This is a genomic window from Butyrivibrio sp. NC2002 (assembly GCF_000702265.1).
GTDB lineage: Bacteria > Bacillota > Clostridia > Lachnospirales > Lachnospiraceae > Butyrivibrio.
Genome location: NZ_KL370880.1, coordinates 56,059 through 81,234, shown reverse-complemented (window position 1 = coordinate 81,234; position 25,176 = coordinate 56,059). Strand labels below are relative to the sequence as shown.

The following is a 25,176-nucleotide window of genomic DNA, read 5'->3' as shown; positions in this document are numbered from 1 at the left end:
TTTTTTATTTTTTCTCAAGCATTTTCTTTATGTATTTACCGGTATAAGAGCCCTTTGCCTTGGCCACCTGTTCAGGAGTTCCCTGAGCAACGACGGTTCCGCCGCCGCTTCCGCCTTCGGGTCCCATATCTATGATATAATCTCCTGTTTTTATAACATCAAGATTGTGCTCTATTACTACAACAGTATTGCCGTTATCCACAAGCTCATGAAGGATTTTTACAAGCTTCTGGACATCTGCAAAATGAAGTCCCGTTGTAGGCTCATCCAAAATATATATTGTTTTTCCGGTGCTTGCTCTTGAAAGCTCTGTTGCGAGTTTTATTCTCTGGGCTTCACCGCCTGATAGCTCTGTTGATGGCTGTCCGAGTTTTACATATCCAAGTCCAACATCGTAGAGAGTTTTTATTTTTCTCTTTATGGTCTTAATGTTTTCAAAGAAAGGAAGTGCTTCTTCAACTGTCATATCAAGCACGTCATAGATGCTCTTTCCCTTGTACTTAACTTCGAGGGTTTCTCTGTTGTACCTCTTTCCTCCGCACACTTCACAGGGTACATATACATCAGGTAAGAAGTGCATCTCTATCTTGATGATTCCGTCGCCGCCGCAGGCTTCGCATCTTCCGCCCTTTACATTGAAGGAGAATCTGCCCTTCTTATAACCTCTTGCCTTTGCATCAGGTGTTCCTGCAAAAAGATCTCTTATCATGTCAAACACACCTGTATAGGTTGCAGGATTTGACCTGGGAGTTCTTCCTATAGGAGACTGGTCTATGGCAATGACTTTATCAAGCTGTTCTATTCCGTCGATCCCCTTGTGTTTTCCGGGAATGCATCTTGCTCTGTTAAGGTCTCTCTCCAGATGCTTGTAGAGGATTTCATTTACAAGTGAGCTCTTTCCGGAGCCTGAAACACCTGTGACGATTGTGAGCACGCCAAGAGGGAACTTTACATTTATATTCTTAAGGTTGTTTTCCTGCGCACCTTTTACCGTGAGCCACCCTGTAGGTTTTCTTCTGACACTGGGAACATCTATCTTCAGCTTACCTGACAGGTACTGTCCTGTGATAGATTCAGGGACCTGCATTATCTCTTCTGCAGTGCCTGCTGCCACAATCTGTCCTCCGTGTGATCCGGCTCCCGGTCCTACATCCACGATATAGTCAGCAGCTCTCATAGTATCTTCATCATGTTCAACTACTATCAGTGTATTTCCAAGATCCCTTAAGTTTTTAAGAGTGTTTAATAGCTTATCATTATCCCTCTGATGAAGTCCTATACTGGGCTCATCAAGGATATAGCAGACGCCGCACAGTCCTGATCCGATCTGGGTAGCAAGCCTTATTCTCTGGGCTTCACCGCCTGACAGTGTTCCTGTTGCCCTTGAAAGCGACAAGTAGTCAAGGCCGACATCAACAAGGAATCCTACTCTTGCTCTTATTTCCTTAAGGACCTGTGCACCTATCATTTCCTGCTGCTTAGTAAGCTTGAGGTTTTCCAGATAGTCGTGAAGTTCCTTAATTGAGATTGAAGTGATCTCATAAATATTCTTGTCATCAATAGTTACGGCAAGTGATTCTCTCTTAAGTCTCTGTCCCTTGCACAGCTGGCAGGGAGTGATCCTCATATACTGCTCGTACTCTGCTTTTTGCTGCTCAGAAAAAGTCTCTCTGTATCTCTGCTCAACATTCTTAACAAGTCCATCGAAGAGAACAGGATATTTTCCTTCTCCTCTCTGTCCCTTGTATTCGACTATAACCTGCTTGTCTGCGCCGTTTATCAGCATGTTTCTGACTTTTGCAGGGAGTTTTTCAAAAGGAGTATCAAGGCTGAATTTGTATTCCTTTGCAAGAGCGCGGAGCACAGCATTGGTGAAGCTTCCTTCCTTTGAGGATGAAGCCCAGCCTGTTACCTGAAAACAGCCTTCATTAATTGAAAGCGAAGGATCAGGTATCATGAGCTCAGAATCAAATTCCATCTTATATCCAAGTCCTGTACATTCAGGGCAGGCACCGAAGGGATTGTTAAATGAAAAGCTTCTTGGCTCGATCTCCGGAATACTTATTCCGCAATCAGGACATGCAAAGTTCTGGCTGAAATTCATTGGTTCCTTATCGATAACATCTACCGTGAGAAGGCCGCCAGCAAGTCCGAGTGCATTTTCGATGGAGTCAATCAGTCTGCTCCTTGTTTCCTCCATATCATCTCTTATAACGAGTCTATCGACGATGACTTCGATATTGTGCTTGATGTTCTTATCAAGCTTTATCTCCTCCGAGAGATCATACTGGCTATCATCAACTCTTACGCGGACGTAGCCTGCTCTCTTTGCACGGTCCAATACCTTGGCGTGTTCTCCCTTTTTTCCTCTTACAACAGGTGCAAGTATCTGGAACCTGGTTCCAACCGGGAGAGTTAATATCTGATCGGCCATCTCATCAACGGTCTGTCTTCTTATCTCTCTTCCGCAGTTAGGGCAATGAGGAATTCCTATTCTGGCATAGAGTAGTCTGAAGTGATCGTATATCTCAGTGACTGTTCCTACTGTTGATCTGGGATTCCTGTTAGTTGATTTCTGATCGATGGAAATAGTGGGTGATAATCCCTCTATCTTCTCAACGTCCGGCTTATCCATCTGGCCAAGGAACATTCTTGCGTATGAAGAAAGAGACTCCATATATCTTCTCTGGCCTTCTGCAAAAATAGTATCAAAGGCAAGAGATGATTTACCGGATCCCGAAAGCCCGGTAAAAACAGTGAGGGTCTCTCTTGGGATCTTAACGCTTACACCCTTTAAGTTATGCTCGTTGGCGCCTCTTACTCTTATGTAATCATGAATATCACTTGAAAGAATTTTCTTTGCAGTGGTATTTAATTTTGTCATTGAAATGTTGTTCTCGGACATAAATCTGCCACTCCTTTTTTGTTTATGGAACTACACTTTCTCTTTTTATTATCTCTATTTACCGCCGGTGATCTCATTTAGATGTTTCTTTAGATCGATCATCTGATCACGCAGCATTGCAGCGCTCTCGAAATCCAGCTCCGCTGCTGCCTTCTTCATCTTCTTCTGAACATCTCCGATGAACTTCTCCAGTTCCTGTCTGTCCATAGACTCAGGATCCTTCTCAAACTGAACTTCTTTTTTGGCAATCTCTTTTGTGACACTGATAAGGTCGCGCACTGCTTTCCTTATGGTCTTGGGAGTGATGCCATGTTCCTCATTATATTTCTCTTGTATCTTACGTCTCTTCTTTGTTGTCTCTATGGCTTTTTTCATGGAATCGGTCATATTGTCCGCATACATTATGACATGTCCGTCCGCATTTCTTGCGGCACGACCTATTGTCTGAATAAGAGATGTCTCTGACCTAAGGAATCCTTCCTTATCGGCATCTATTATTGCCACAAGGGAAATCTCAGGAATATCCAGGCCCTCTCGCAATAGGTTGATTCCAACAAGTACATCGAAAACATCAAGTCGCATATCCCTAATTATCTGGGATCTCTCAAGGGTATCGATGTCGGAGTGCAGGTACTTTACTCTGATTCCCGATTCCGCAAGATATTCTGTCAGATCCTCTGCCATCTTCTTGGTAAGAGTTGTAACGAGTACTTTGTTCTTTTTATCTACTTCTTTATTTATCTCTGTGATAAGGTCATCTATCTGCCCCTCCACAGGGCGCACGTCTATACTGGGATCAAGAAGGCCTGTCGGTCTTATGACCTGTTCAGCTCTAAGCAGTTCATGCTCTTCCTCATAGGTTCCGGGAGTAGCAGAGCAAAAAAGCATCTGGTCTATATGATCCTCAAATTCCTCAAAATTGAGGGGTCTGTTATCAAGGGCAGATGGAAGTCTAAATCCATAATCCACAAGTGTTGTTTTCCTTGATCTGTCGCCGTGATACATAGCCCCTATCTGAGGTATGGTCATGTGGGACTCATCAACTATGATGAGGAACTCACCTTCAAAGAAGTCCATAAGTGTAAGAGGCGGTTCTCCGGGCGCTGCAAAATTGAGGTGCCTTGAATAGTTCTCAATTCCTGAGCAGAATCCGGTCTCCCTCATCATCTCCACATCAAAGTTGGTTCTCTCTGATATTCTCTGAGCTTCGATCAGTTTATCCTCGCCTTTAAAATACTTGACCTGATCCTCTAACTCTTTTTCTATATTTACACATGCAAGATTTATCTTTTCCTGTGGCACAACATAGTGAGATGCAGGATATATCATCACGTGTGTGAGCTCATTTTTGATGGTGCCGGTTATTGGCTCTACTTCGCATATTCTGTCGATCTCATCTCCAAAAAGCTCTACTCTTATAAGGTAGTCATCTGCCTGAGCAGGGAAAATCTCTATCGTATCGCCGCGAACCCTGAAATTACATCTGCCTATCTCCATGTCATTTCTTGTGTACTGGATTGCAACAAGATCTTTTAATATCTGATCTCTGCTTCTTTCCATGCCGGGACGAAGAGAGATTGACATCCCCTTAAATTCATCCGGGCTACCCAGACCATAAATACATGAAACACTGGCTACGACTATGACATCCTTTCTCTCAGTAAGAGATGCTGTCGCAGAGAGCCTTAGTTTATCTATCTCATCATTTATGGCGGAGTCCTTGGCGATATATGTATCTGTCTGAGGAACGTAGGCCTCAGGCTGATAGTAGTCGTAGTAACTGACGAAATACTCAACCGCATTGTTTGGGAAAAATTCCTTGAACTCGCCGTAGAGCTGTCCCGCAAGTGTCTTGTTATGGCTTATTACAAGTGTAGGCTTATTCAACTGCTGTATAATATTCGCCATGGTAAATGTCTTACCGGAGCCGGTCACACCCAAAAGAGTTTCAAACTGGTTGCCGGCCTTAAATCCATCAACCAGAGCCTTGATAGCCTGAGGCTGATCTCCTGTTGGCTTATATTCTGATTTTAATTCAAAATGATCCATACGATATCCCCGCTTGGTCGAACGTATTTTCGATGCATTAGTTTATTGTATCATACTATTTTCAAATGTAAACGTATAATTTGCTTTATTCAATTGAGTCACATGTTTTGACGATATCAATAAAATATGGTCCGCTATCCGGGATGGTTTTATCTTTTTCATCTGTGATAAGGCCCCTGCCAAATAATCTAAAAAGGTATCCCGTTATCTTTTTAAGGAAAACGCATAATGCCGCAAACATAAGTCCCCTATTATTGTTATATAGTATTTTCCCTGCTTCCGACATTAAATTTCCATAAAATCTCTCTGTTATGATCTTAATGTCCACTTTTCCCGTGCGGGTTAGTTTTATGCCTTTAAAATATTCCGAAAACAGATTGAAAAAATCTGCAAGATCGCCTGTTTTTATCGCACTTAATTCCTTTATTGCAAGGAAAGCAAATAGCAACGTCAAACAGCCGGAAAGAAGAATCGCAGATATTTTAATAATACTTTTTGCGAGAAGGTTGCGCGATTTCTTTTTGCTTTTTATAAGTTCTTTTCTAATATCCCTAAAAGTCATTGGTCTATCACTTTGCTTTACTCTGGTGCATTTAAGAGCTATGTCACGAAGTACTGTTTTTTCGCATTTTAGAGCTTTTGCCTTATTCGAAATTTCATTAATCAGCTGTCCAAACTGAAATATGTCCGTTCGTACGTCTTCGCTTAAGTCTCCTCCAAACTGCTCCGGCGCAGCATAGGACTTAGTTCCTGCCCTGAAGTTTTTAACTCCATTCTCTTTGCCTGCATTTTCTTTGCTTTCATCTTTTTTGCATTCGCTTTCTTTGCCTCGGTTTGCCTTGCCTTCGTTTACTTTGCTTTCATCTTTTGTTCCTCCGTTTACTTTGCCTTCGTTTGCTTTGCTTTCATCTTTTGTTCCTCCGTTTACTTTGCCTTCGTTTGCTTTACCTTCATCTTTTGTGCTTATCTCTTCGTAGCGTTTTATGAACTTTGCGCAGCCAAAATCTATAAGATACACTTCGCCGCTTTTTAAAAGCATTATATTCGAGGGCTTAAGATCAAGATATACTGCCCTTTGTTCCATATCTTCAAAGGAGATGAAGATGTCGCAGAGTTTTAGAAGTACATCTACTGCTTCATTAAACTTCATTACGCCTATGCCAAACGTTTTTCCCTCAATATATTTCATGACAAAAAAGTCGTCTCCACGGTCAATAAGCTGCGGCACTCCCCGCGTATTATTACCGGATAGATATTTGAGGACCAACGTTTCATTTTTGATCTGATAAAGTGCCGCCCTTTGCCTTATGTTATCTTCAAACTTTCTTGCCCTCTTAGCCGCAAACAACCTACCTTCTGTGGCGCTCCTTACAAGAAAGACTTCGCTCATTCCTCCTCTTCCAAGGATTTTTTCACTTATGTATCTGTCTTTATTTCCAATAAATATCTCACTCATTTTATGCAGACTCCTGCTGCCGTGAGCGGCAGATTATCTCCCTTTCTGCGAACAAGATCCGCCATTTCTCTTAAGGCTTCGTCAATATATCCTTCATATATGCACATCTGAGGCGCAAACAATTCCCACATTTCCTTTTTAGTCATCCTCTTTTTGGCATTATGTGTGAGCATAAGGAGCGTTGCACCCTCATATAGCCTGCCGCTTTTTCTTAAAGTGTCTGTGCCTGTGGAAGTGATATGGAGCAGGTTTTCACCGCCTGTTTCTACAAAGTAATAGTCTTTTCCCACAAGAACAAGCAAAAAGATATTTATAGATTTCCTCTTTTGCCCGCTAGAAGTCACAAGTTCCTGTTTTCCCTCAGGAAAACGGAAATCTATCTTTTTATATCGCCATCTATGCTTCTCTATACTGCCAAGCACAGAATTTGCAATGCTCTCGCACAACCGGGTATCAGCGGTCTTATCCCATTCATGTTCTATATCGCCGCTTGTCCATTTAAACCTTGTTGTAAAAGTATCTCGGGTGCTTGATACTATCATTTCATCTATGCACTTTTCAACAGATCTTACTATGGCATCTGTTTGTCTTGCATTTCTTTTTTCCAATTTGGTAACTAATTTTTTGGATAACAATTTAGGCAGAATTCTTACTGGCATAATATTCCGTATGCTCCTTGAATCTACCGATGCAGCGAGCATTACAACAATGCTCTTCCTAAATAACTTAAAGCCCTTTATCATTACCGCATCCTGATTATCTGTTTTTGTTCCCGGACTTCTGACAGCTCCGGCATAATACTTCAATAAAATCCCTCCTTTTTTGCATGCTGTAAAAAAATGGAATAACCGGTGATCTACCGGTAAGAATTTAGACAAGAAAAAACTATACTAAAAATATCAGTTTATGTAAAGGACTTTTTGCTTTTTCGCTTTTTGCCACAGCGTCTCGTAACAGGAAGCTATGATATAAAAAAGCACGCGGGGCCGTGTGATACGGCTTCGCGTGCTTTTTGTTTATTTGCCAAGTTTTTCTTTTAGGATTTCAACTGCTTTGTCTTTTTGGGTATCGTCGCCTGATTCGTTATATTTCTCATAGTCGAGGTCGACTTCCACATCAGGTTCGATGCCGACACCGTTTATGTCGGTTCCGTTAGGAGTGTAATAGGTGCTTATGGTAAGCTTAACTGCTGTTCCGTCTCCTAAGCTAAAGATTCTCTGGACAACGCCTTTTCCATAAGTTGTCTTACCTACAAGAGTTCCAATACCATAATCCTTGATAGCACCTGAAAGGATCTCGGATGCACTTGCGGAATATTCATTGACGAGGACAACGAGCGGAATATCAAGAGGTGTTTTGCCTTCTGACTCGTAATCAGTTCTGTTGCCGTCTCTGTCAAGGGTATAAACGATATCACCTGCAGGAAGGATCTCGTTCGCTATTTCTACTACAGCACTTAGGTTTCCGCCCGGATTTGATCTTAAGTCGATTATAAGACCTTCCATTCCATCCTCTCTTAGTTCTTCCATTCCTGCCTTGAACTGTTCGGGAGTAACTGCGTCAAATTCTGTAATGCCCAAATAGCCAATGTTGTCATCAAGCATTGTGGTATTTACTGTCTGGGATTTTACCTCTCCTCTTTCAACAGGAACGTCTATGTAGTCGGGTTCACCTTTTCTATAAACCGTAATGGTTACTGTGGTTCCCACATCTCCGTGGATCATGTCGACAACTTCAGAGAGCTGCATATCCTGTACGGAAGTTCCGTCAACCTTATAGATAACGTCTCCGTTCTGAAAACCTGCGGATTCTGCAGGTGATCCTTCGATAGTTCCTGTTATCACGGGAAGATTAAGGCTCTTATCCATGCTCACATAAGCGCCTATGCCGTAATAAACACCCTCATTGTCAGCCATGAGGTCAAGGTATTCATCACTTGTGTAATAAATTGAATAGGGATCCTCGAGTGATGCAACTATTCCTTTATATATCTGGTCTGCTTCCTTGGTTCTGTCCACATCTGTCTTGTAGTAGTTAAGACCGATCGAATGCTCAAGGAGCTTCATTTTTTCTATTGTCTCTTCTGTAATTGCGGTATCTGCCCCTTTTTGTTCAGGAAAAGCGATATCATAGCCCTGAATTTTCAAAACTATGGCACATATCGCACCTACAGCCAAAGTTGAAGCTACGCCAAGCGCGACTCCGGAAGCATATAGTCTTTTCTTTTTGTAACGTTCTTCCTCGTCGGAAACCGTACTCTCATTATTGATTTCGTAATTATCCATGATCTTTCCTCACCCCGATATTATTTTATATCGGGAAATTGCTTTTTTATTTTAAATAATTCCAGGGACTTACATAACTTCCGTTTAATCTTACTCCAAAATGGAGGTGGGGACCCGTGGATCTTCCTGTGGATCCGACAGATGCTATCTTCTGCCCTTTTGCGACCTCAGCTCCCGTAGAAACGGCGAGCGATGAAGCATGCATATAGATTGTGTAAAGTCCGCTTCCATGATCGATCATAATGTAATTGCCCATGGTGGAATTATATGCAGCTGCAACAACTTTTCCGCTATAGGCTGCAAGGATCGCACTGCCTCCCGGCGCAGCCAGATCGATACCGTTGTGCATCTTCTGTATACCAAGTGTAGGATGCATTCGCATTCCGTAGTCGTCAGATACTCTGGTGTATGAAGGACAGGGCCATGAAAACATTCCGCCGTCATATACTCTTGCATTCTGAGCTGCAAGTTCCGCCTTCTCTGCTTCAACAGCTTTTTCAAGGGCTGCGATAGTGGCATTTTCCGCAGCAATCTGATCCTCATACTCTTTTATGGCTGCTTCCTTGTCTTTTATGTTGGCACTAAGGTTTGACATCTCAACAGCTTTCTGGTCGAGCAGGGTCTGAAGATTTTCCTCTTCTTTAAGAACCTCCTGCTTTGCCTCATCAAGCGTCGTTTTCTCTTCTTCAAGAGCCTCCTTCGTCATCTCAGTAAGTTCAGTATTATTTATATACTCATCAAGCTTCATCCTGTCATAGGATGAAAGAGCCTCTATGTATGAAGCTTTATTGAGCATCTCCGCAAAGCTGCCGCTCTCTATAAAAAGCTGAAGGTATAAGTCATCCCCTTTTTCATACATAAAGCGGATCCTTTTCTTCATGGCTTCATACTGCTCAGTCTGAATACGCACGCACTCTTCAAGCTCTGCGGTAGTTTCCTCAATCTTTTTTTCCTTCTCCTCAATCTTGGCCGTAAGATCATCAATCTTGGTCTGAATATCGGATAGGTTTGAATCGAGCTTGGTGATGTAGGCATTAAGGTCTGACTTATCGGATTCAAGTGATTTTTTCACTGCCTGCAGGTCGGTAAGAGAACTCTTCATCTGCTCTCTTTCCTTTTTTGCATCCGAAATCTGATTTTCCTTTTCCTTAATGCTTTCTTTGGTTGCCGCAAAAGATGTGACATTTCCATAAGAAACTGCTCCTGATAAAAAGCACAGAAGCAGGATCACAGACACTATTCTATTAATATTTTTACCATAGCCAAAAAACAAGATAGCTGCTCTCCAAAATCAAATCTCTCTACTTAAGTCATACCATCAGACATGCAGATGTTTTCTGACAGTTGTAACGCTTCCAAGGAAACCTATTCCAACACCGATAAGGAGTGATATAGGTACAAGCGCTTCAAATATAGTTTTAACAGGCAGTATGTCGAGAATAGAATTGAGCATCGCAAATCTCTCAGCTATGTAGACTGTTGCCTTATTGTAGATCACATAAATGATCACAAGTGGAATGATCGAACCGATTATTCCGATGATAATTCCCTCTATTACGAATGGTGCTCTTACGAAAAAGTCAGTAGCACCGATGTATTTCATTATATTTATCTCTTCTTTTCTTACTGAAATACCTATGGTTACCGTATTGCTGATAAGGAATACAGAAACCAGAAGAAGGATTCCTATAATGCCGACTGAAATATAAGCTATAAGGCTGTTTATTCCGCTAAGTGTTGAAGCTGTTACTTCAGATCTGTTAACTTCTCTTATGCCGCTTATGGACTCAAGATATGTAACGAGTGCAGGCTGCATGGAAACATCATTTAAATAAATCTGAAGGTTGGCAGAATCCTCAAGGGGATTCTCTGTAAATCCGTCTGCGTATTCGCCGAGGTAGTCCTGTTTAAAGCCTTCCCAGGCATCAGCGGCTGAAATATAATCTACCTTGCTGACTTCCGGTCTTTGCTCTATAAGTGCCTTGGTTGCAAGGATATTGTCCTCACTTGTTCCGGCATCAAAGAAAACAGTTACGGAGACGCCCTCTTCCGCAGTTTTTACAACATGCTGGAAGTTGGTAACTATCGAATAAAACATTCCAAACAGGAACAGACATGCACTGATCGTAGCTATAGAAGCAAGTGTATACCAGCGATTACGTCTTAGACTTCTGAAACCCTGTCCGATTGTATAGAAAAAACTACTCATCCTCATCGTGATATTCACCCTCTTCTTCGTCGTAGATTACGACGCCCTTTTTCATAGTAATAACTCTCTTGTGCATGGCATTAACGATTTCTCTGTTGTGAGTAACGATGATGACCGTGGTGCCATTTTCATTGATCTGTTCCATAAGCTTCATGATTTCCCATGAATTGCCGGGATCCAGATTACCTGTAGGCTCATCCGCAAGAAGAATTGTGGGTTTATTTACCATAGCTCTGGCAAGAGCAACTCTTTGCTGCTCACCACCTGAAAGCTGAGTGACCTTACTCTTATATTTTCCGGCAAGACCGACTGTTGCCAGAACAGAAGGTACATTTTTTCTTATTTCCCTTGTTGATTTCTGAATGATGCGCTGTGCAAAAGCAACATTTTCATAAACGTTTCTATCTTTTAAAAGTCGGAAATCCTGAAAGACAATACCCAGGTTTCTTCTGAACTTCGGTATATTTCTGTGCCTCATTTTGCCCAGATCATGTCCCATTACGGTTATTGTTCCCGATGATGGTACAAGCTCTCTAAGTAAAAGCTTTATGAGGGTAGATTTACCCGAACCACTGTCTCCTACTATAAAAACAAATTCACCCTTCTTTATGTGAAGGGTGACTCCATTAAGCGCAGGCTTCCCCGTAGAATATGCCTTTGACACGTTATCCAGCGTGATTATCTCATCCGCCGGAATCTGCCGCGTCGGCCTTTTCCGTCTAATAACTCTTTCCATACCTGTTCCTTCCTAACTACTAACTACAAAACTTTTAAAAAGACAAATCCAATGTTTAATATACTACATCATGAAACTGAAATATCAATAGCGTTCCATGTATTTCATGTATCTGACAACCATGAGCGCGATCTTGAATGTGATCGCATCATCAAATACTCTAAGGTCAAGTCCTGTGCTCTTCTGAAGCTTATCAAGTCTGTACACAAGTGTGTTTCTGTGAATGAAAAGCTGTCTTGAGGTCTCTGAAACATTGAGGTTGTTTTCAAAGAATTTATCTATGGTTGAGAGAGTCTCCTGGTCAAATCCCTCGGGATTTTTTCCGCCGAAGATCTCTTTTATAAACATCTTGCAAAGAGGGATGGGAAGCTGATAGATCAGTCTTCCTATTCCAAGTTCGCTATAGCTTATGACTCTTCTCTCATCGAAGAAAATACGTCCTACGTCGAGAGCCATCTTAGCTTCCTTATATGAGCGGCTGACTTCTTTTATCTCACTTACAACTGTTCCGATTGCAATGTGAAGGTTTGTCACACCTGCATTTTCAAGCTGAGTTAACAGCTCATTTGCAGATTTTGTAATCTCCTCGGGTTTGGAAATCTCTGTAACGTCCTTAACAACAATAACGTTGTCTTCATCAACTTCAGTTACAAAGTCTCCTCCGTTGCCCTGGCCAAAAGTTCTTACCTGCTCAAGAACATTATTTTCCCTGACCTTATCAGCGGAAATGATCATGGTAACACGCTTTGCATCAGAAGGAATGTGAAGCTTCTTTGCTCTGCTGTATATATCAACGAGAAGAAGGTTATCAAGAAGAAGGTTCTTGATGAAGTTGTCCTTATCAAACCTTTCCTTATATGCAACAAGCAGACCCTGGATCTGATATGCGATCATCTTGCCGATAGTATATATACTTTCACCACTGCCTGCGGCGATAAGAATATACTCGAGTTGCTGCTCATCATATATTTTGAAGAACTGGTGTCCCTGGACCTCCTGTGAATCAGCAGGAGACTTGACGAATTCTCTTACTGCCTCGTTCATTCTGACAAAGTCAGGGCGTGTTGCAGCCACCTCATTACCATCTACATCGAGCACACACAGATCAACATGTGCTATTCCTTTTAATCCATCTATAGTATTTTGAAGGATCTGATTCGAAATCATATTACTTTCCTCCTAAATAAAGTCAGTTTCTTAATGATATTCTACTCGATAAATGCATAAAAATCCACAAAAACTAATCAAATTTTTGTGGATTTTCCATAATAACTTTTTAAATTAACAAAGCCGATAAAAAATACAGAATACTACGATTGTATTCTTTCCTACGGGAATTATGCAGGATGCAGTAGTCTTAATGCATAGGAGGTGCCTATGGACATACCCGAATTATCCATGGCTTTATCTATGAGCAAGGTCCAATCAGATTGGGGGACAGCGATGCTTTCCAAGAGTCTTGATAATCTCTCGGAGGTTGGCGCTACCGTTGCCGAAATGATGGATACATCCGCCATGGAATTGTCCGTAAACCCGGATATAGGCGGAAACATCGACCTTAAGGTATAAATGCTGTGGGACTACCAAAAGATACCCCGGACCTGATCGTCCGGGGTATCTTTTTATATATTAGGAAATTCCTCCGAATTCCCTAATATATAAAAAATTATCACTTAAGCTTTATCTCGTTTTCAAGTATTTCGATCTTGCCTTCTTTTAAGAGGTGTCCTACTGCTCTCTTAAATTCGTTTTTGCTCATGTGCATTTCATTTCTTATCAGTTCAGGTGAGGCCTTATCTGTGAAGGGAAGTCTTCCTCCCTTTTCTTTCATGATATCTTCTATCTTTTCAGCATCTGTATTTATCTGAAGATAAGCCTTTTCTCTGAGGCTTAAGGTAAGTTTTCCATCCTCTTTTACTTCGACGATCCTGGCTGTTACAGTATCTCCTATGCGAACGTCGCCGTATAATTCCTTCTTAGGAATGAGCGCTGAAAAAATGTCATCAACTGCGACGAACATTCCGAAGTTGTCGCTTGATTCATAGACTGTTCCCTGCACTCTGTCCTCTTTGTGGTATGGGCTGTCGGTTCTTAAAAACTCGTACACGTTCATGGTAACAGCAAGTCTTCCGCTCTTATCAACGTAAAGTGCGCAAAGAATGTTTTCTCCTTTTTTCACCTTGCGAGTCTGCTCTCTGAAGGGCAAAAGTACATCCTTTTCAAGTCCCCAGTCCATAAATGCGCCTATCTTGCCGACATCTGTAACCCTAAGAACGTTAACCTGTCCGAGCATGATCTTGGGAGTTCTGGTCGTTGCTATAAGTCTGTCATCTGAATCCTTATATAAAAATACGCTCAGCTTATCTCCAAGTTCAGCCCCCTCCGGCACCTGCTTCTTGGGAAGGAGCACCTTGTCCTCTTCTCCTTCTCTCTCTGCAAGGTATACACCAAAGTCAACCTTCTTGATTATTATAAGTTCCTGTTTTTCTCCTATTTTTAACATTTAATTTTCCTTACTTTCTTACTAGTTCAACTATTGAATACGGCTTTTCGTTTTCATCATTTAAAGAGATCACATATACGTTTCTGCCCTCTTCATCTTTTGATTCATAAATAACCGGGAATATCATATCTCCAAGATGTGCCTGCTGTTTATACTCGGCTCTGATATGCATTCCTTCTCTTGCTTCATCAAGAGCTTTAAGATCATCATTTCCTGTTTCAACGGCTGCGCTCTTACATGCGCTAAGCGCTATCCTGATATACTGTCCGTTATTTACGTGGTTATTCGTATCAAGATGATGCTGACCTATCTTTTTTGCTTCTGCTTTATAAACCTTGGAATCCTCGGGAATTTTAATTTTCCTCGGAGCCTTTTCCATCTCAAGCTCTTTGTCTAGAGGATACGTGTCTTCTATTTCTTTGGTCACTCTCTGGGGCGTCCCCTTTTGAAGGTTTATAAGAGACCATACGGAATTGGCTATGGCTACTCTCTCACCGCTGTCAGTATCCATGAAAAAATTCCTCAGTCCCAAAAATCCCGACAATTTGTAGGGCACTGTTCCTATTGTCACATTCTCTCCGAGCTTTGGAAGTCTGTTTATCACTATATGCCAACTGGAAATGACCCAGGCAATGCCATCCTTTGCAAGGTATTCCATTGTAGCAGGTCCAAGCTGTGTCTGAAAAGTGGAACAGTCCTGAAAATAATCGACAAGGGACTCTATTGTAAGATATCCCTCCATATCACACTCGGTATATCTGATCTTCGAATCAAACGTATACATATAATTCCTCTGTTTCTATTACTTTGGTGAACTTAATTATAGTGCATATTGCTTAAACTCGCCAGCCATAGCGGCATGGTCATTACGATGCTGTAGCCGTATCTGAAATCGATAACGGGTGCTGCGATCAAAAGAGTAAAAATTATAAGCATCGGCATCGCGTAGATGATACCGGTATCTCTTCCTCTGCCTGTTTTTATCATAACTCCTAAGCAGATCACCATAGCCCAGGTATATGCGCCTATTGCCCAGAGCATTCCGTACAAAGGAAGAAAACTTCCGAGTTTTATAAGGATTTCTTTTCCCTTAACAACGACTTTTCCGCCAATCTTGGGCGCCTGTACCAGCCCGTAATCATTGCCCATTATGCCGTCTATATTTCCGACTTCGTATGAAAAATCAGGATAGATATATCCGCCAACGAGGTCATACCAGCTTTTTATGTAATCAGCGGGGTATTTTGCAAAAAGACGAAACCAAAGTCCCAGATATTCCATCTTATTATTTTCTATAACCTCAGGATGTCCGGCTCTTACAAGCTCCTTCATGTTATCAGCAAAATCGGGAGCATAGAGTTCATGGATATAGGTCGTGTCGATAACTGCATCAACCATCTCTTTTTCTCTGTCCGTCAAAGCTCTGTCATTAACAATAACTTTTGTGAGCATCTGAATAGGAACCGCAAGAGACTCAGTTAGATCCGGCTGCCCAATATTGGCATTATCCATAACCGGCCCTTTTACAAAAAGAATGATAGCAAGCGCTGATGCAAACATAAGCAGCATCTTTTTCCATATTTTCCTAAAGAACAGTATGCCAAAAGGAACAGAAAGCGCATAAGCATAAAATCCATTAGATCTAAAGAGCGATAGCAAAATGCCAAGAAGTGCAAATATGAAAAGATCTAAAAGTCCTATGCTTTCGGGAGCTTTTCTATATTTAAGAGCCATCTTTATAAGCCTTACAGTATAGAGCATCACTATTCCGGCAAAGGGAACGTCCTTCCAGATCGTAACCGCAAATACTGCATTAAAAGGCACAAGTGCAAAGAAAAGAAGTGATAAAAGTGCCGCATTCCTACTCTTTTTGCTGATCATCATAACGCTGTCGCCGCAGCAAATGGCCATAAATATCATCTGCGCGATTGTATAAAAAGCTATAGCAGCGCTCGGATCATCCGTAAAAAGAAGTCCTATATGATAGAAAAACGAAATAGTAAGAGTATGCACAACGGGGTGGTGATTAGACAAGGGATGGATTCCCACAACCTGTTCATACTGAACTATCGAATCGGCCGTCATTATGCCCGGATACTCATACAAAAAATATGGAAGCCAAAAGAGGAAACACAATAAAGCGCTTATTACAAATATCTGAAAATAGCTCAATTTCTCTAGAAGAGGAATATGCACTTCTTTATTTCCGTTAAGTGCATCTAAGAATTTGCGCGGCTTTTTGTTCCTGAAAATGACGTCGCACAAAAAAAGGATCAGTCTTATAATTAGATTTGTCAAAAAGAAAAATCCCTCAAAGCAGATAATGATCGACAACGCCTTAAAAAGGGAGCTTGAAAACATATCTCCCGACCTTTTATAAAATGAAAAGGAAAGCGCCACAGAAAAAAAGACAGCCAAAACCGGCATTATCATCAAAAGGATTTTTTCCTTTGAAGAGCTATCTTCATTTTCATTATTCTCTATGAATTTATATAAAACAAAGATCACTGCAAAAAGCACTACTGTAAGAGGATTTCTTACGGTAATGCCTGTAAAAAGCTGCAGCGCAAAGCAGCCAAGATATGCTTTAAAAAATGTTAAACATACTTTCTTATTGATAAAATCACCTCATGATCATTAAAACTTTTTCCAAATAAGCATTTTCATTATACAATAAAAAGAAAAACCTTGGGGAGAGGATTGTATAAATGACAAACGCAGTAACAAAGAAATCCGGCATTTCTTTTACCTTGCCGGAATTAGTATATCTTATCTATTTTACCGTCATGTTCGGCGCAAGAGCTGTCGGGCTCTACGAGGGAGGACTAATCTATAATCTCTGCCTTGTGGCAGGACTTATCTTATTCGGAGTAAAAGTCCTTGTATCAGAGCATACTGTTTTTGAATATATCCTGATAGCGACTCTTATTTTTCTGTCGCTTCTTATCTATAAAAACACAGGCGAAAAGGGAATCCTTCTTTATTTTTCAATGATGCTCGGAATGAAAAGTGTCAGCATCAAAAGGGTTATGATGCTTGGCCTTGTAATTCTTGGTTTTTCATTCTTTATCCTGTATGTGCTGTCTGTAACCGGAGTTATAAACGAGCTAAACCACATAAATAAAAGAAGCGGATTCGGCTATATCCTCAGGCACTCTCTTGGGTACCCCTATCCAAATACAACCCACACAACGCTTCTTATCCTTATCATTTTATTTTTCTATCTGTATGAGTATAAAACTGTGGCAAACCTTATCACCGCAAGCATATTTGCCATGCTTTTAAATATCCTCATATTCATCTACACAATAAGTTTTACAGGTGTTATCTCAGTAACACTCTACCTTCTTTTAAATATTCATTTTTGCCTCAGAACAAAGAAAATCGAAAACAAGGGCGCTTCTGTGCAATCGGATGTATCAATTGTCTCAAACAGAAGCAAGGTGGAAGATATCCTCATAACCCTGTGCTTTCCTGTAACTGTTGTTTTTTCAATACTTGGGCCTGTTTTAGCAAAGGGAGATGCTTTTAATTTCCTTAACAAGCTTCTCCACAAGCGCTACGAATATGCACTCTATTATCTTCAAAATGAAAAGATAACACTGTTTGGATCGCGTTTTGCACCCGCTCCGACAAACTGGTACATGATAGACAATTCCTATCTGTATCTTTTCCTTCAGACGGGAGTTGTGGTTTTTGCTGTTGTCTGCGCGCTGTACCTTGCCTGGATCCTTTTTCTTATAAAAGAAAGCAAGGTAAGAGAGCTTGGAATAATGATCACATTCTGCATCATCGGAATGAGTGATCCCTTCATGTTTAACTTAAGCTACAAGAATATCACGTTCCTCATGCTTGGCGCATTTATCTATTCGGAATGTGAAAAAATAAGCCTTTCTCTTCCTTCTTTTTTAAGTAGAAAATGCAGGCTCATTAAGCCAAAAGAAAATGAATTTTCTTTTGGCATAAATATCTATGATGCTATATCAGGCTGCTGCCGTTTTTTGGTCAATGCACTTAAAAAGCATGCCATTATATATGGACTTTTATTTGTGATCCTTACTTTTGCAGGCGCAGTATTTACAACACATACAACCAAAGTTCCGCAGATTCTCTACATTGACGAAAAGGCCGCAGATCCCTACACTTCCGAAAAGAGGGAAGTGTTCCTTTCTGAAAAAGATGTGGAAGATATAATCGCTGCAGGAGATATCATCGAAGATTATCAGGGCGAAGGAGCGCCGATGTACTTCTTTAAGAAAAAAGCACCTCTTGCAGAATACTACAGAGATGCTTTGTCAAACGGTCTTATTATAGGCACTTTTCTTACACTTATTTCGGCTCTCATTCCTTATGCATTGCAGAATAAACAAGAGAAAGAAAAAGTCTGATCAGTCACTAAAATTCCTGATCTCTTTTATATAGTCCTCGTAATTTCTAATGTATTCAGTGTCGTCATAGTGCTCACTTGCAAGAACAAGCAGTACTGAGTCGGCACTGAAATCATACATTTCTTTCCATACCATGTTGGGAAGATAGATTCCTGTATTTGGTCTGTTCAGGCAAAAAATCGTCTCGTTCCCGGCACCGTCCAAAACCTTCACCTTACTTGAGCCTGCAACGTTTATGAGAACGAATTCCGTTCTTCTGTTGGCATGCTGACCTCTAACTACGGTAGCATCACTGCCATACATATAAAAAGCTCGCTTTATTTCAAATGGGATATCCATGCCGCCCTCAACTATTACGAGCTGTCCTCTCTCATCTCCCATATCTTTAAACTCAATCATTTTTACTCTATCCATGTGATTAAGCATTTTCCGACCTCCAAAATTAGACGAAACTTAATATTTTTTTAATTGAAACCCCGTCAACTAAAGAATAAAATTGTTATATCAATATAAAATACTATAGATTGGAGGATTGTGCAATTTTTTTGATTGCACTTTGCGATAATGAAATTCAATAAAGACTGGCTGAACAAAAATTGGTTTCCCTACACTGTTGCTGCATGTGCCGGAGTTGTGCTTTATCTTTTGCTTTCAAATATAGGTCCGATATTTAAAAGCCTTGGCACATTTATTAAATATTTTTCGCCGGTAATATCGGGACTGATAATCGCTTATATACTCAGCCCCCTTGTAAACATATATGAAACAAAGGTATTGAAGGGCACCAGAAGGGCAGAGGTGAAAAGATCTCTTGCCGTTCTTCTTTCTATAGCTACAGTAATTTTATTCATAGTTATTTTAATGATCGCACTTATTCCGCAGATCATTGAGAGTATAACAACTTTTGTATCAAATCTGGACGGTTATGCAGCTTCACTTGAGAGTATACTGACAGCACTAAGCATCAAAGCAGAGGGTATGCATCTTGATATAAGCGGTATCACAGCAAAGATCAACGAATTCCTGTCACAGTTTGCCCAGAAGCTCCCGGCTGTTATGGAGAGGCTGGTCAAAATGTCAGCAGGTGTAGGAAACGGTTTTTTAAATGTCATCCTTGGTCTTATCCTGGCAGTGTACTTTCTTTCAGGTCAGGCCCGCATAAAGCACGGCTTTGAAAGACTTATGAAAGTGCTCATCTCACCTGATAAATTTGAAAGCATGAGCACTTTCCTTGATAAATGTAACAATATCATCATCCAGTACATTGCATTTGATATTCTGGACGGCGTCATTGTAGGTATCGTCAACTGGATATTCATGATAATAACAGGCATGTCCTATTCCGTACTTATTTCACTTGTTGTCGGAGTAACAAACCTGGCACCTACTTTTGGTCCTATACTTGGTGCGATCATTGGAACGTTTATCCTGGTACTGGTTAATCCGTTCCATGCATTGTTGTTCCTGATATTTACGATCATCCTTCAGACTATCGACGGATACATTATTAAACCAAAGCTGTTTGGCGAATCACTTAATGTTCCTTCCGTCTGGATTTTGGTTACTTTGGTAGTAGGCGGCAGAATGTTTGGAGTAGCAGGCATCATGCTGTCTATTCCGTTTGCAGCTATTTTCAATTTTGTTTATACAGACTGGCTTGTAAAAAGGGAGAAAAAAGCTATAGAGCAAGATCCCTGAAAGAGGTACTTTTATGAGTGTAGAAGAGTATACCCACCAGGAACTAAAGCATATGCTCGATTATATGAAGCGCATGTATGACATAGTGCGCCTTGTTGATCCTGTGGAATGCCGTGAGATCGAAGTCGACACGATCGGAAGCCTTCATTACAAAAATGAATGCTATGCCGTCTGGAATGCTGCGTCAAGATGCTCTAACTGCAGTAGCTACAGAGCCTGCATGAGTAACAGTAAGCAGTCCAAAACTGAAGATTTTGAAGGCAACCACTTCACTATTCAGTCAGTTCCGATAAGGCTCATTCTACCAGACCGCAATAATTTCTCATGTGTTCTTGAGCTTATAACCATAGAAACAGGTGCGCAGGAAAACAACAATAATCCTGCTCATTATTCTGCTCCTATCGAAGTTGATGGCAAGCAGATTTCTCAGGGAAGTGAAGAAGCAGATTATATTGTTACTCACGACCTTCTTACAAGGCTGTACAACCTCGACGGGGTATGCAGGGAAGTGCGCAGAGTTCTCGTTGATGATCCAGGCACGCCCAGACTTATCATCACAGGAGACATAAGGAAATTCAGAACTCTAAATGACAGATATGGCAGAGAAAAAGGCAACGAAGTACTAATCGCCATAGCTGATATGATGCGTAAGACCTGTGGCCCTGATTCAATTTATGGTCGCATCATGGCAGACCACTTTGTAATGTGCATTCCTGAAGACCATTTTGATGAAGGTGTTTTGATGAATGCGATCGACCAGATTGGTCAGCTTGTTGATACAGAAAACTATCACCTGTATTTTCATGTTGGTATCTACAGAATCGAAGATCCGGAGCTTCCTGTGACTGTCATGATAAACAGAGCCGATATGGCACTAAAGACGCTTCATGACCACCGCGAAAACGTCCTTACCTACTACACCAACAAACTCCTTAAAGAGTGCGAATATGAAGAGGAATTCTTAAACAGCTTCAATCAAAAAATTGAAAACAACGAATTCCGCATCCATATTCAGCCCATTTTTACTGCTGATAAAAAAGTATATGCAGCAGAAGCATTATCGCGCCTTATCGAACCTACAGGTCAGATTGTGGCTTCTGACAAATACATTAAAATACTTGAAAAGACAGAATATATTGCAAAGCTTGATTTCAGAAACTGGGAACTTGTTATGAGACAGCTCCATGCATGGCAGGGCAGCGATAAAGACAAGATCATAATGACGGTAAATGTATCACCTAAGGACTTTTATTATATGGATGCTCTTTCCCAGATAAAATCTCTTCTCAACTCATACAGGATTGATCCGGGACAGATTGTTATCGAAATATCTGAAATAGACCTTATGAATGACACAGAGAGTCATTTTGCGATCATCGATCAGTTCAGGCAGGAAGGTTTTCAGGTTGCGATCGACAACTTCGGAGCCGGTAATGTGTCACTTACCATGCTAAAAGACGTAAATACCGACTACGTTAAATTCGACAAGCGTTTTGTACAAGAAAGCGAAAATGACCCCAAATGCCGGATGATACTCGATTCATCAATTAAGCTTGCCAAAGACCTTGGCTTCAAAACAGTAGCTGAAGGAATCGAAACCAAGTGGCAATTTGAGCACTTAAAGGAACTGGGCTGTGACTACTTCCAGGGTTACTATCTATCCCATCCTATATCAATCGAGGAATTTGAGCAGAATTTTTAATACGGAATGTTTTTTACTGCATTGAAATACGTGCAAGATCGTATATTATGTTGGGTAGGTTCACGTAAGCCATATAAAGGATATGCGCTGTCATTGGTACATATACGTTCTTAGAATAAACATAAGCTATTGCAAATGGTACTGCAAAGATCACTGTAACAGTAAATCCCAGTGGCATATATGAATGAGCAAATCCGCATAATATAAGTCCGATTATTACGGTTATTAGCGTAGATCTCTTTGAATCAAACATTATTATAGCTTTTCTAAAGAACAGCTCTTCCGCAATTGGCTGGAGTAGAATTGTTGTTAATCCAAACATCGCTTCAGCAAGCGGAGTATTTTTTCTGGTTATGCTGTACATATCCGTAGCAATTGAAATAAGACCATTTGAAAGAAGCGTTGTCTTAACGACATCAAGAATCACAACAGCCGCAAATGCAAGAACTATCGGCGCCCAAAAAGTCTTTACTTTATTAAAATTCTTAAAATATCTGTGGAATGAAAACTCTTTGTAATAGTAAATACAGATACCAAGATAAAACACCATGAATAAACCGAGTGTTTTATACGTATCGGGAATAATTAAATAAGAAATAATAAAAAGAAGCTCCCATATAACCGGGAAAGCATATTGTTTAAACAACGTCTTCACATTGCACCTCACGCACCATAATGGCTTTGGAACAATTAACTTATTCTGACAAAAAAACGAGATCTTGCGATCTCGTTTTATTAACTGGGCTAGCAGGATTCGAACCTGCGAAGTGACGGAGTCAGAGTCCGTTGCCTTACCGCTTGGCGATAGCCCACCGACAAGATTGTATTATACATAGGTATAGTACATATTGCAAGCACTTTTTTTAATTTTTTTTATTTTTTTGCGGAGTGTCCATAATATAGGCACTCCGCATAGCTTTTTTGTCAAAAAACTTTTTACGGTTTCTGCTTTTAAAGCAAACTAAATACTTCTAGAGCTGCCTAAAAATCTCAACCTTCAAATAAAAGATCTGCATATGTAGGGAATGGCCAGTCATTTTTATCAACAAGCATCTCAAGTCTGTCAGCAGGAGCTCTTAAAGCTTCCATTGCAGGCACAACAGTATCCTTGCAATAATATGCACGTTTTCTTGTTTCTTCTATCTTTCTGGCCTTCTCTTCTGCCTTCTTAAGCTTATCAAGGGCATCCTTCATAGCTTTAAGCTCGCTGCTTATCTCATTAAGCTCATCTTTTTCCACATCGGCATCACATCCTGCCTGTACTATGGCATTGATGTTACCTGCAAGAGAACCTGCATATTTCATAACTGCAGGAATGATCTGCTTGCTGGCCATATCGATCATAGTAAGAGCTTCTATATTGATAGTTTTAGCATAGGTCTCAAAGATGATCTCTCGTCTTGCTTCAAGCTCTGACTGAGTAAATACGCCGAACTTCTTGTAAAGATCGATTGCCTTCTTTGTAGTAAGAACTTCTGCTGCCTCAATAGTTGAAGGAATGTTGGGAAGTCCTCTCCTTTTTGCTTCTTTCTTCCATTCGTCAGAGTAGCCGTCGCCTCCAAAGATAACTCTCTGGTGGTCAGTGAGGAATTCCTTGATAATATCATGTACTTCCATATCGAAGTCTTTTGCTTTTTCAAGTCTGTCTGCTGCCTCGCAGAAGCTCTCTGCAACAATTGTGTTAAGTGCTGTATTAGAGCTTGCCATTGAGTCAGATGATCCTACCATACGGAACTCAAACTTATTACCTGTAAATGCAAAAGGTGATGTACGGTTTCTGTCTGTAGCATCCTTCTCAAACTCAGGAAGTGTGGAAACACCGGTCTTGAGCTTGCCACCGCGCTTACTGCGTCTTGCTTCACCTGTCTCAATGAGCTGCTGAACTACGTCCTCGAGCTGTTCTCCAAGGAATACTGAGATGATAGCCGGCGGTGCCTCATCAGCACCAAGACGATGATCATTTCCAACGTCTGCAGCACTCTGTCTAAGTATGTCTGCATGTGTGTCTACTGCCTTGATTATGCATGCGAGCACAAAAAGGAACTGAATATTTTCATTTGGTGTATCGCCGGGATCAAGCAGGTTTATCCCGTTATCTGTGCACAGAGACCAGTTGTCATGCTTACCTGATCCATTAACACCTGCAAAAGGCTTCTCATGAAGAAGGCATCTCATGTTGTGATGCTCTGCAACTCTCTTCATGGTCTCCATTATAATCTGGTTGTGATCTACGGCAATATTGGCTGTCTCATAAATAGGTGCAAGCTCGTGCTGTCCGGGTGCAACCTCGTTGTGCTGTGTTTTTCCGGGAACGCCCAGTTTCCAAAGTTCCTGGTTTAAGTCGCGCATATATTCTCCTACGCGTTCTCTTATAACACCGAAGTAATGGTCTTCCATTTCCTGTCCCTTAGGCGGCTGTGCACCAAAGAGTGTTCTTCCTGTAAAAATAAGATCCGGACGCTTTAAGCTCTTTTTCCAGTCAACAAGGAAATACTCCTGCTCAGGGCCAACAGACACATTTACTTTTTTTGCTTCTGTATTTCCGAATAGATGAACGATTCTAAGTGCCTGCTCATTTACAGCTTCCATTGATCTTAAAAGAGGTGTCTTTTTATCAAGAGCTTCGCCGTTATATGAGCAAAATGCTGTAGGTATGCAAAGTGTTACACCGGCTCCTGTTTCCTTAAGGAACGCAGGTGATGTGATATCCCATGCCGTATATCCTCTTGCTTCAAATGTTGCTCTTAAACCCCCTGAAGGGAATGAGGATGCATCGGGTTCGCCTTTTATCAAGTCTTTTCCCGAAAATGAAGTCATCATGTGACCATCGTCACGCGCACTTGTAATAAACGCATCATGTTTTTCGGCGGTTATTCCCGTCAATGGCTGGAACCAGTGAGAATAGTGTGTTGCACCGTTTTCCATTGCCCAGTTCTTCATGGCATTTGCCACAGCATCCGCTGATTGAAGGGAAAGGTCTCCGCCATTTTTCATGACACTTATGACCTCTTTATATACACTCTTGGGAAGGCGTTCGCGCATCTTTTCAAGTGTAAATACGTTTTTACCAAATATTTCCTCTACATTGACCTGCTCGTTCATGCTTACCTCTTATTCTATTTATATGTTTTTGAAAATAACTAAAGACATTCTACATTATTTACAAAAAATAGGGTAGCTTTTTATTAATAAATAATGACAATAATGACTTTCCCCGTTTTGCAGGAAAAGTCATTATGTGATCA

General features: G+C 40.9%; 19 protein-coding genes and 1 tRNA gene. 4 read left to right on the top strand and 16 right to left on the bottom strand.

The features are described from left to right. Positions 1-4: 4 nt before the first annotated feature. From uvrA to T543_RS07520, 9 genes are all read right to left on the bottom strand, one after another. Positions 5-2,884 (bottom strand): excinuclease ABC subunit UvrA, encoded by a 2,880-nt coding sequence (uvrA, locus tag T543_RS07560; protein WP_051638709.1) that lies wholly within the window; start codon positions 2,882-2,884, stop codon positions 5-7. 75 nt (positions 2,885-2,959) lie between these two features. After that, positions 2,960-4,954 carry an excinuclease ABC subunit UvrB gene (gene uvrB, locus T543_RS07555; RefSeq protein WP_035767342.1) on the bottom strand — a complete coding sequence of 665 codons (1,995 nt, stop codon included), beginning with the start codon at positions 4,952-4,954 and terminating at the stop codon, positions 2,960-2,962. An 85-nt stretch (positions 4,955-5,039) separates the two neighbouring features. Next, positions 5,040-6,410, bottom strand: a complete 1,371-nt coding sequence (locus tag T543_RS07550) for a protein kinase domain-containing protein (RefSeq protein WP_035767340.1) — start codon at positions 6,408-6,410, stop codon at positions 5,040-5,042. Beyond that, the gene (locus tag T543_RS07545) at positions 6,407-7,216 is read right to left on the bottom strand and encodes a hypothetical protein (RefSeq protein WP_035767338.1); all 810 of its coding nucleotides are present in this window, start codon (positions 7,214-7,216) and stop codon (positions 6,407-6,409) included. Before T543_RS07545 ends, T543_RS07550 begins: the two co-directional genes overlap by 4 nt. Before the next feature lie 210 nt (positions 7,217-7,426). Next, positions 7,427-8,695, bottom strand: coding sequence for a S41 family peptidase (locus T543_RS07540; protein ID WP_051638619.1), 1,269 nt, complete (start codon positions 8,693-8,695; stop codon positions 7,427-7,429). Between the two features lie 46 nt (positions 8,696-8,741). Further along, positions 8,742-9,968 (bottom strand): murein hydrolase activator EnvC family protein, encoded by a 1,227-nt coding sequence (locus T543_RS07535; protein ID WP_035767336.1) that lies wholly within the window; start codon positions 9,966-9,968, stop codon positions 8,742-8,744. A 45-nt stretch (positions 9,969-10,013) separates the two neighbouring features. Then, positions 10,014-10,910: a permease-like cell division protein FtsX gene (gene ftsX / locus T543_RS07530; protein ID WP_035767335.1), complete on the bottom strand. Its 897-nt coding sequence runs from the start codon at positions 10,908-10,910 to the stop codon at positions 10,014-10,016. Continuing rightward, positions 10,897-11,640: a cell division ATP-binding protein FtsE gene (gene ftsE, locus T543_RS07525; RefSeq protein ID WP_197023945.1), complete on the bottom strand. Its 744-nt coding sequence runs from the start codon at positions 11,638-11,640 to the stop codon at positions 10,897-10,899. The genes ftsX and ftsE overlap by 14 nt, the downstream gene beginning before the upstream one ends. An 84-nt stretch (positions 11,641-11,724) precedes the next feature. After that, entirely contained in the window at positions 11,725-12,807 is a 1,083-nt protein-coding gene (locus tag T543_RS07520; protein WP_035767334.1) for a PucR family transcriptional regulator, read from the bottom strand. 210 nt (positions 12,808-13,017) lie between these two features. Between T543_RS07520 and T543_RS07515 the strand changes: the two genes are divergently transcribed. After that, on the top strand, positions 13,018-13,209 hold the full coding sequence (locus T543_RS07515) for a YjfB family protein (protein ID WP_035767332.1): 192 nt from the start codon (positions 13,018-13,020) through the stop codon (positions 13,207-13,209). A gap of 100 nt (positions 13,210-13,309) precedes the next feature. On the opposite strand, the gene T543_RS07510 is transcribed toward T543_RS07515, so the two are convergent. Genes T543_RS07510 through T543_RS07500 form a run of 3 tightly spaced genes read right to left on the bottom strand, consistent with a single transcriptional unit; the run spans position 13,310 to position 16,441 of the window. Beyond that, positions 13,310-14,143, bottom strand: a complete 834-nt coding sequence (locus T543_RS07510) for a CvfB family protein (RefSeq protein WP_035767331.1) — start codon at positions 14,141-14,143, stop codon at positions 13,310-13,312. Between the two features lie 10 nt (positions 14,144-14,153). Further along, positions 14,154-14,927, bottom strand: coding sequence for an acyl-[acyl-carrier-protein] thioesterase (locus tag T543_RS07505; protein ID WP_035767330.1), 774 nt, complete (start codon positions 14,925-14,927; stop codon positions 14,154-14,156). Positions 14,928-14,959: 32 nt separating this feature from the next. Continuing rightward, entirely contained in the window at positions 14,960-16,441 is a 1,482-nt protein-coding gene (locus T543_RS07500) for a DUF6020 family protein (protein WP_155843207.1), read from the bottom strand. Between the two features lie 410 nt (positions 16,442-16,851). Here T543_RS07500 and T543_RS07495 point away from each other — a divergent pair, with 410 nt between their 5' ends. Then, a complete protein-coding gene (locus T543_RS07495) occupies positions 16,852-18,531 on the top strand; it encodes a hypothetical protein (protein ID WP_035767328.1) in 1,680 nt (559 codons plus the stop codon). Here the strand turns inward: T543_RS07495 and T543_RS07490 are convergent, their stop codons facing one another. Further along, the gene (locus tag T543_RS07490; protein WP_242839491.1) at positions 18,532-18,957 is read right to left on the bottom strand and encodes a sugar 3,4-ketoisomerase; all 426 of its coding nucleotides are present in this window, start codon (positions 18,955-18,957) and stop codon (positions 18,532-18,534) included. 138 nt (positions 18,958-19,095) lie between these two features. Between T543_RS07490 and T543_RS07485 the strand changes: the two genes are divergently transcribed. Both T543_RS07485 and T543_RS07480 read left to right on the top strand, forming a co-directional pair. Next, positions 19,096-20,229, top strand: coding sequence for an AI-2E family transporter (locus tag T543_RS07485; RefSeq protein WP_035767327.1), 1,134 nt, complete (start codon positions 19,096-19,098; stop codon positions 20,227-20,229). 13 nt (positions 20,230-20,242) lie between these two features. Further along, the gene (locus tag T543_RS07480) at positions 20,243-21,931 is read left to right on the top strand and encodes a GGDEF domain-containing phosphodiesterase (RefSeq protein WP_035767325.1); all 1,689 of its coding nucleotides are present in this window, start codon (positions 20,243-20,245) and stop codon (positions 21,929-21,931) included. A 13-nt stretch (positions 21,932-21,944) separates the two neighbouring features. Here T543_RS07480 and T543_RS07475 read toward each other — a convergent pair whose 3' ends face one another. The 3 genes from T543_RS07475 to T543_RS07465 all read right to left on the bottom strand — a co-directional run bounded on the left by T543_RS07475 (position 21,945) and on the right by T543_RS07465 (position 25,033). Then, positions 21,945-22,586: a CPBP family intramembrane glutamic endopeptidase gene (locus tag T543_RS07475; RefSeq protein ID WP_035767323.1), complete on the bottom strand. Its 642-nt coding sequence runs from the start codon at positions 22,584-22,586 to the stop codon at positions 21,945-21,947. 84 nt (positions 22,587-22,670) lie between these two features. Continuing rightward, positions 22,671-22,743: transfer RNA gene (locus tag T543_RS07470), tRNA-Gln, on the bottom strand. 178 nt (positions 22,744-22,921) lie between these two features. Further along, on the bottom strand, positions 22,922-25,033 hold the full coding sequence (locus tag T543_RS07465) for a glutamine synthetase III family protein (RefSeq protein WP_035767321.1): 2,112 nt from the start codon (positions 25,031-25,033) through the stop codon (positions 22,922-22,924). Positions 25,034-25,176 lie beyond the last annotated feature (143 nt).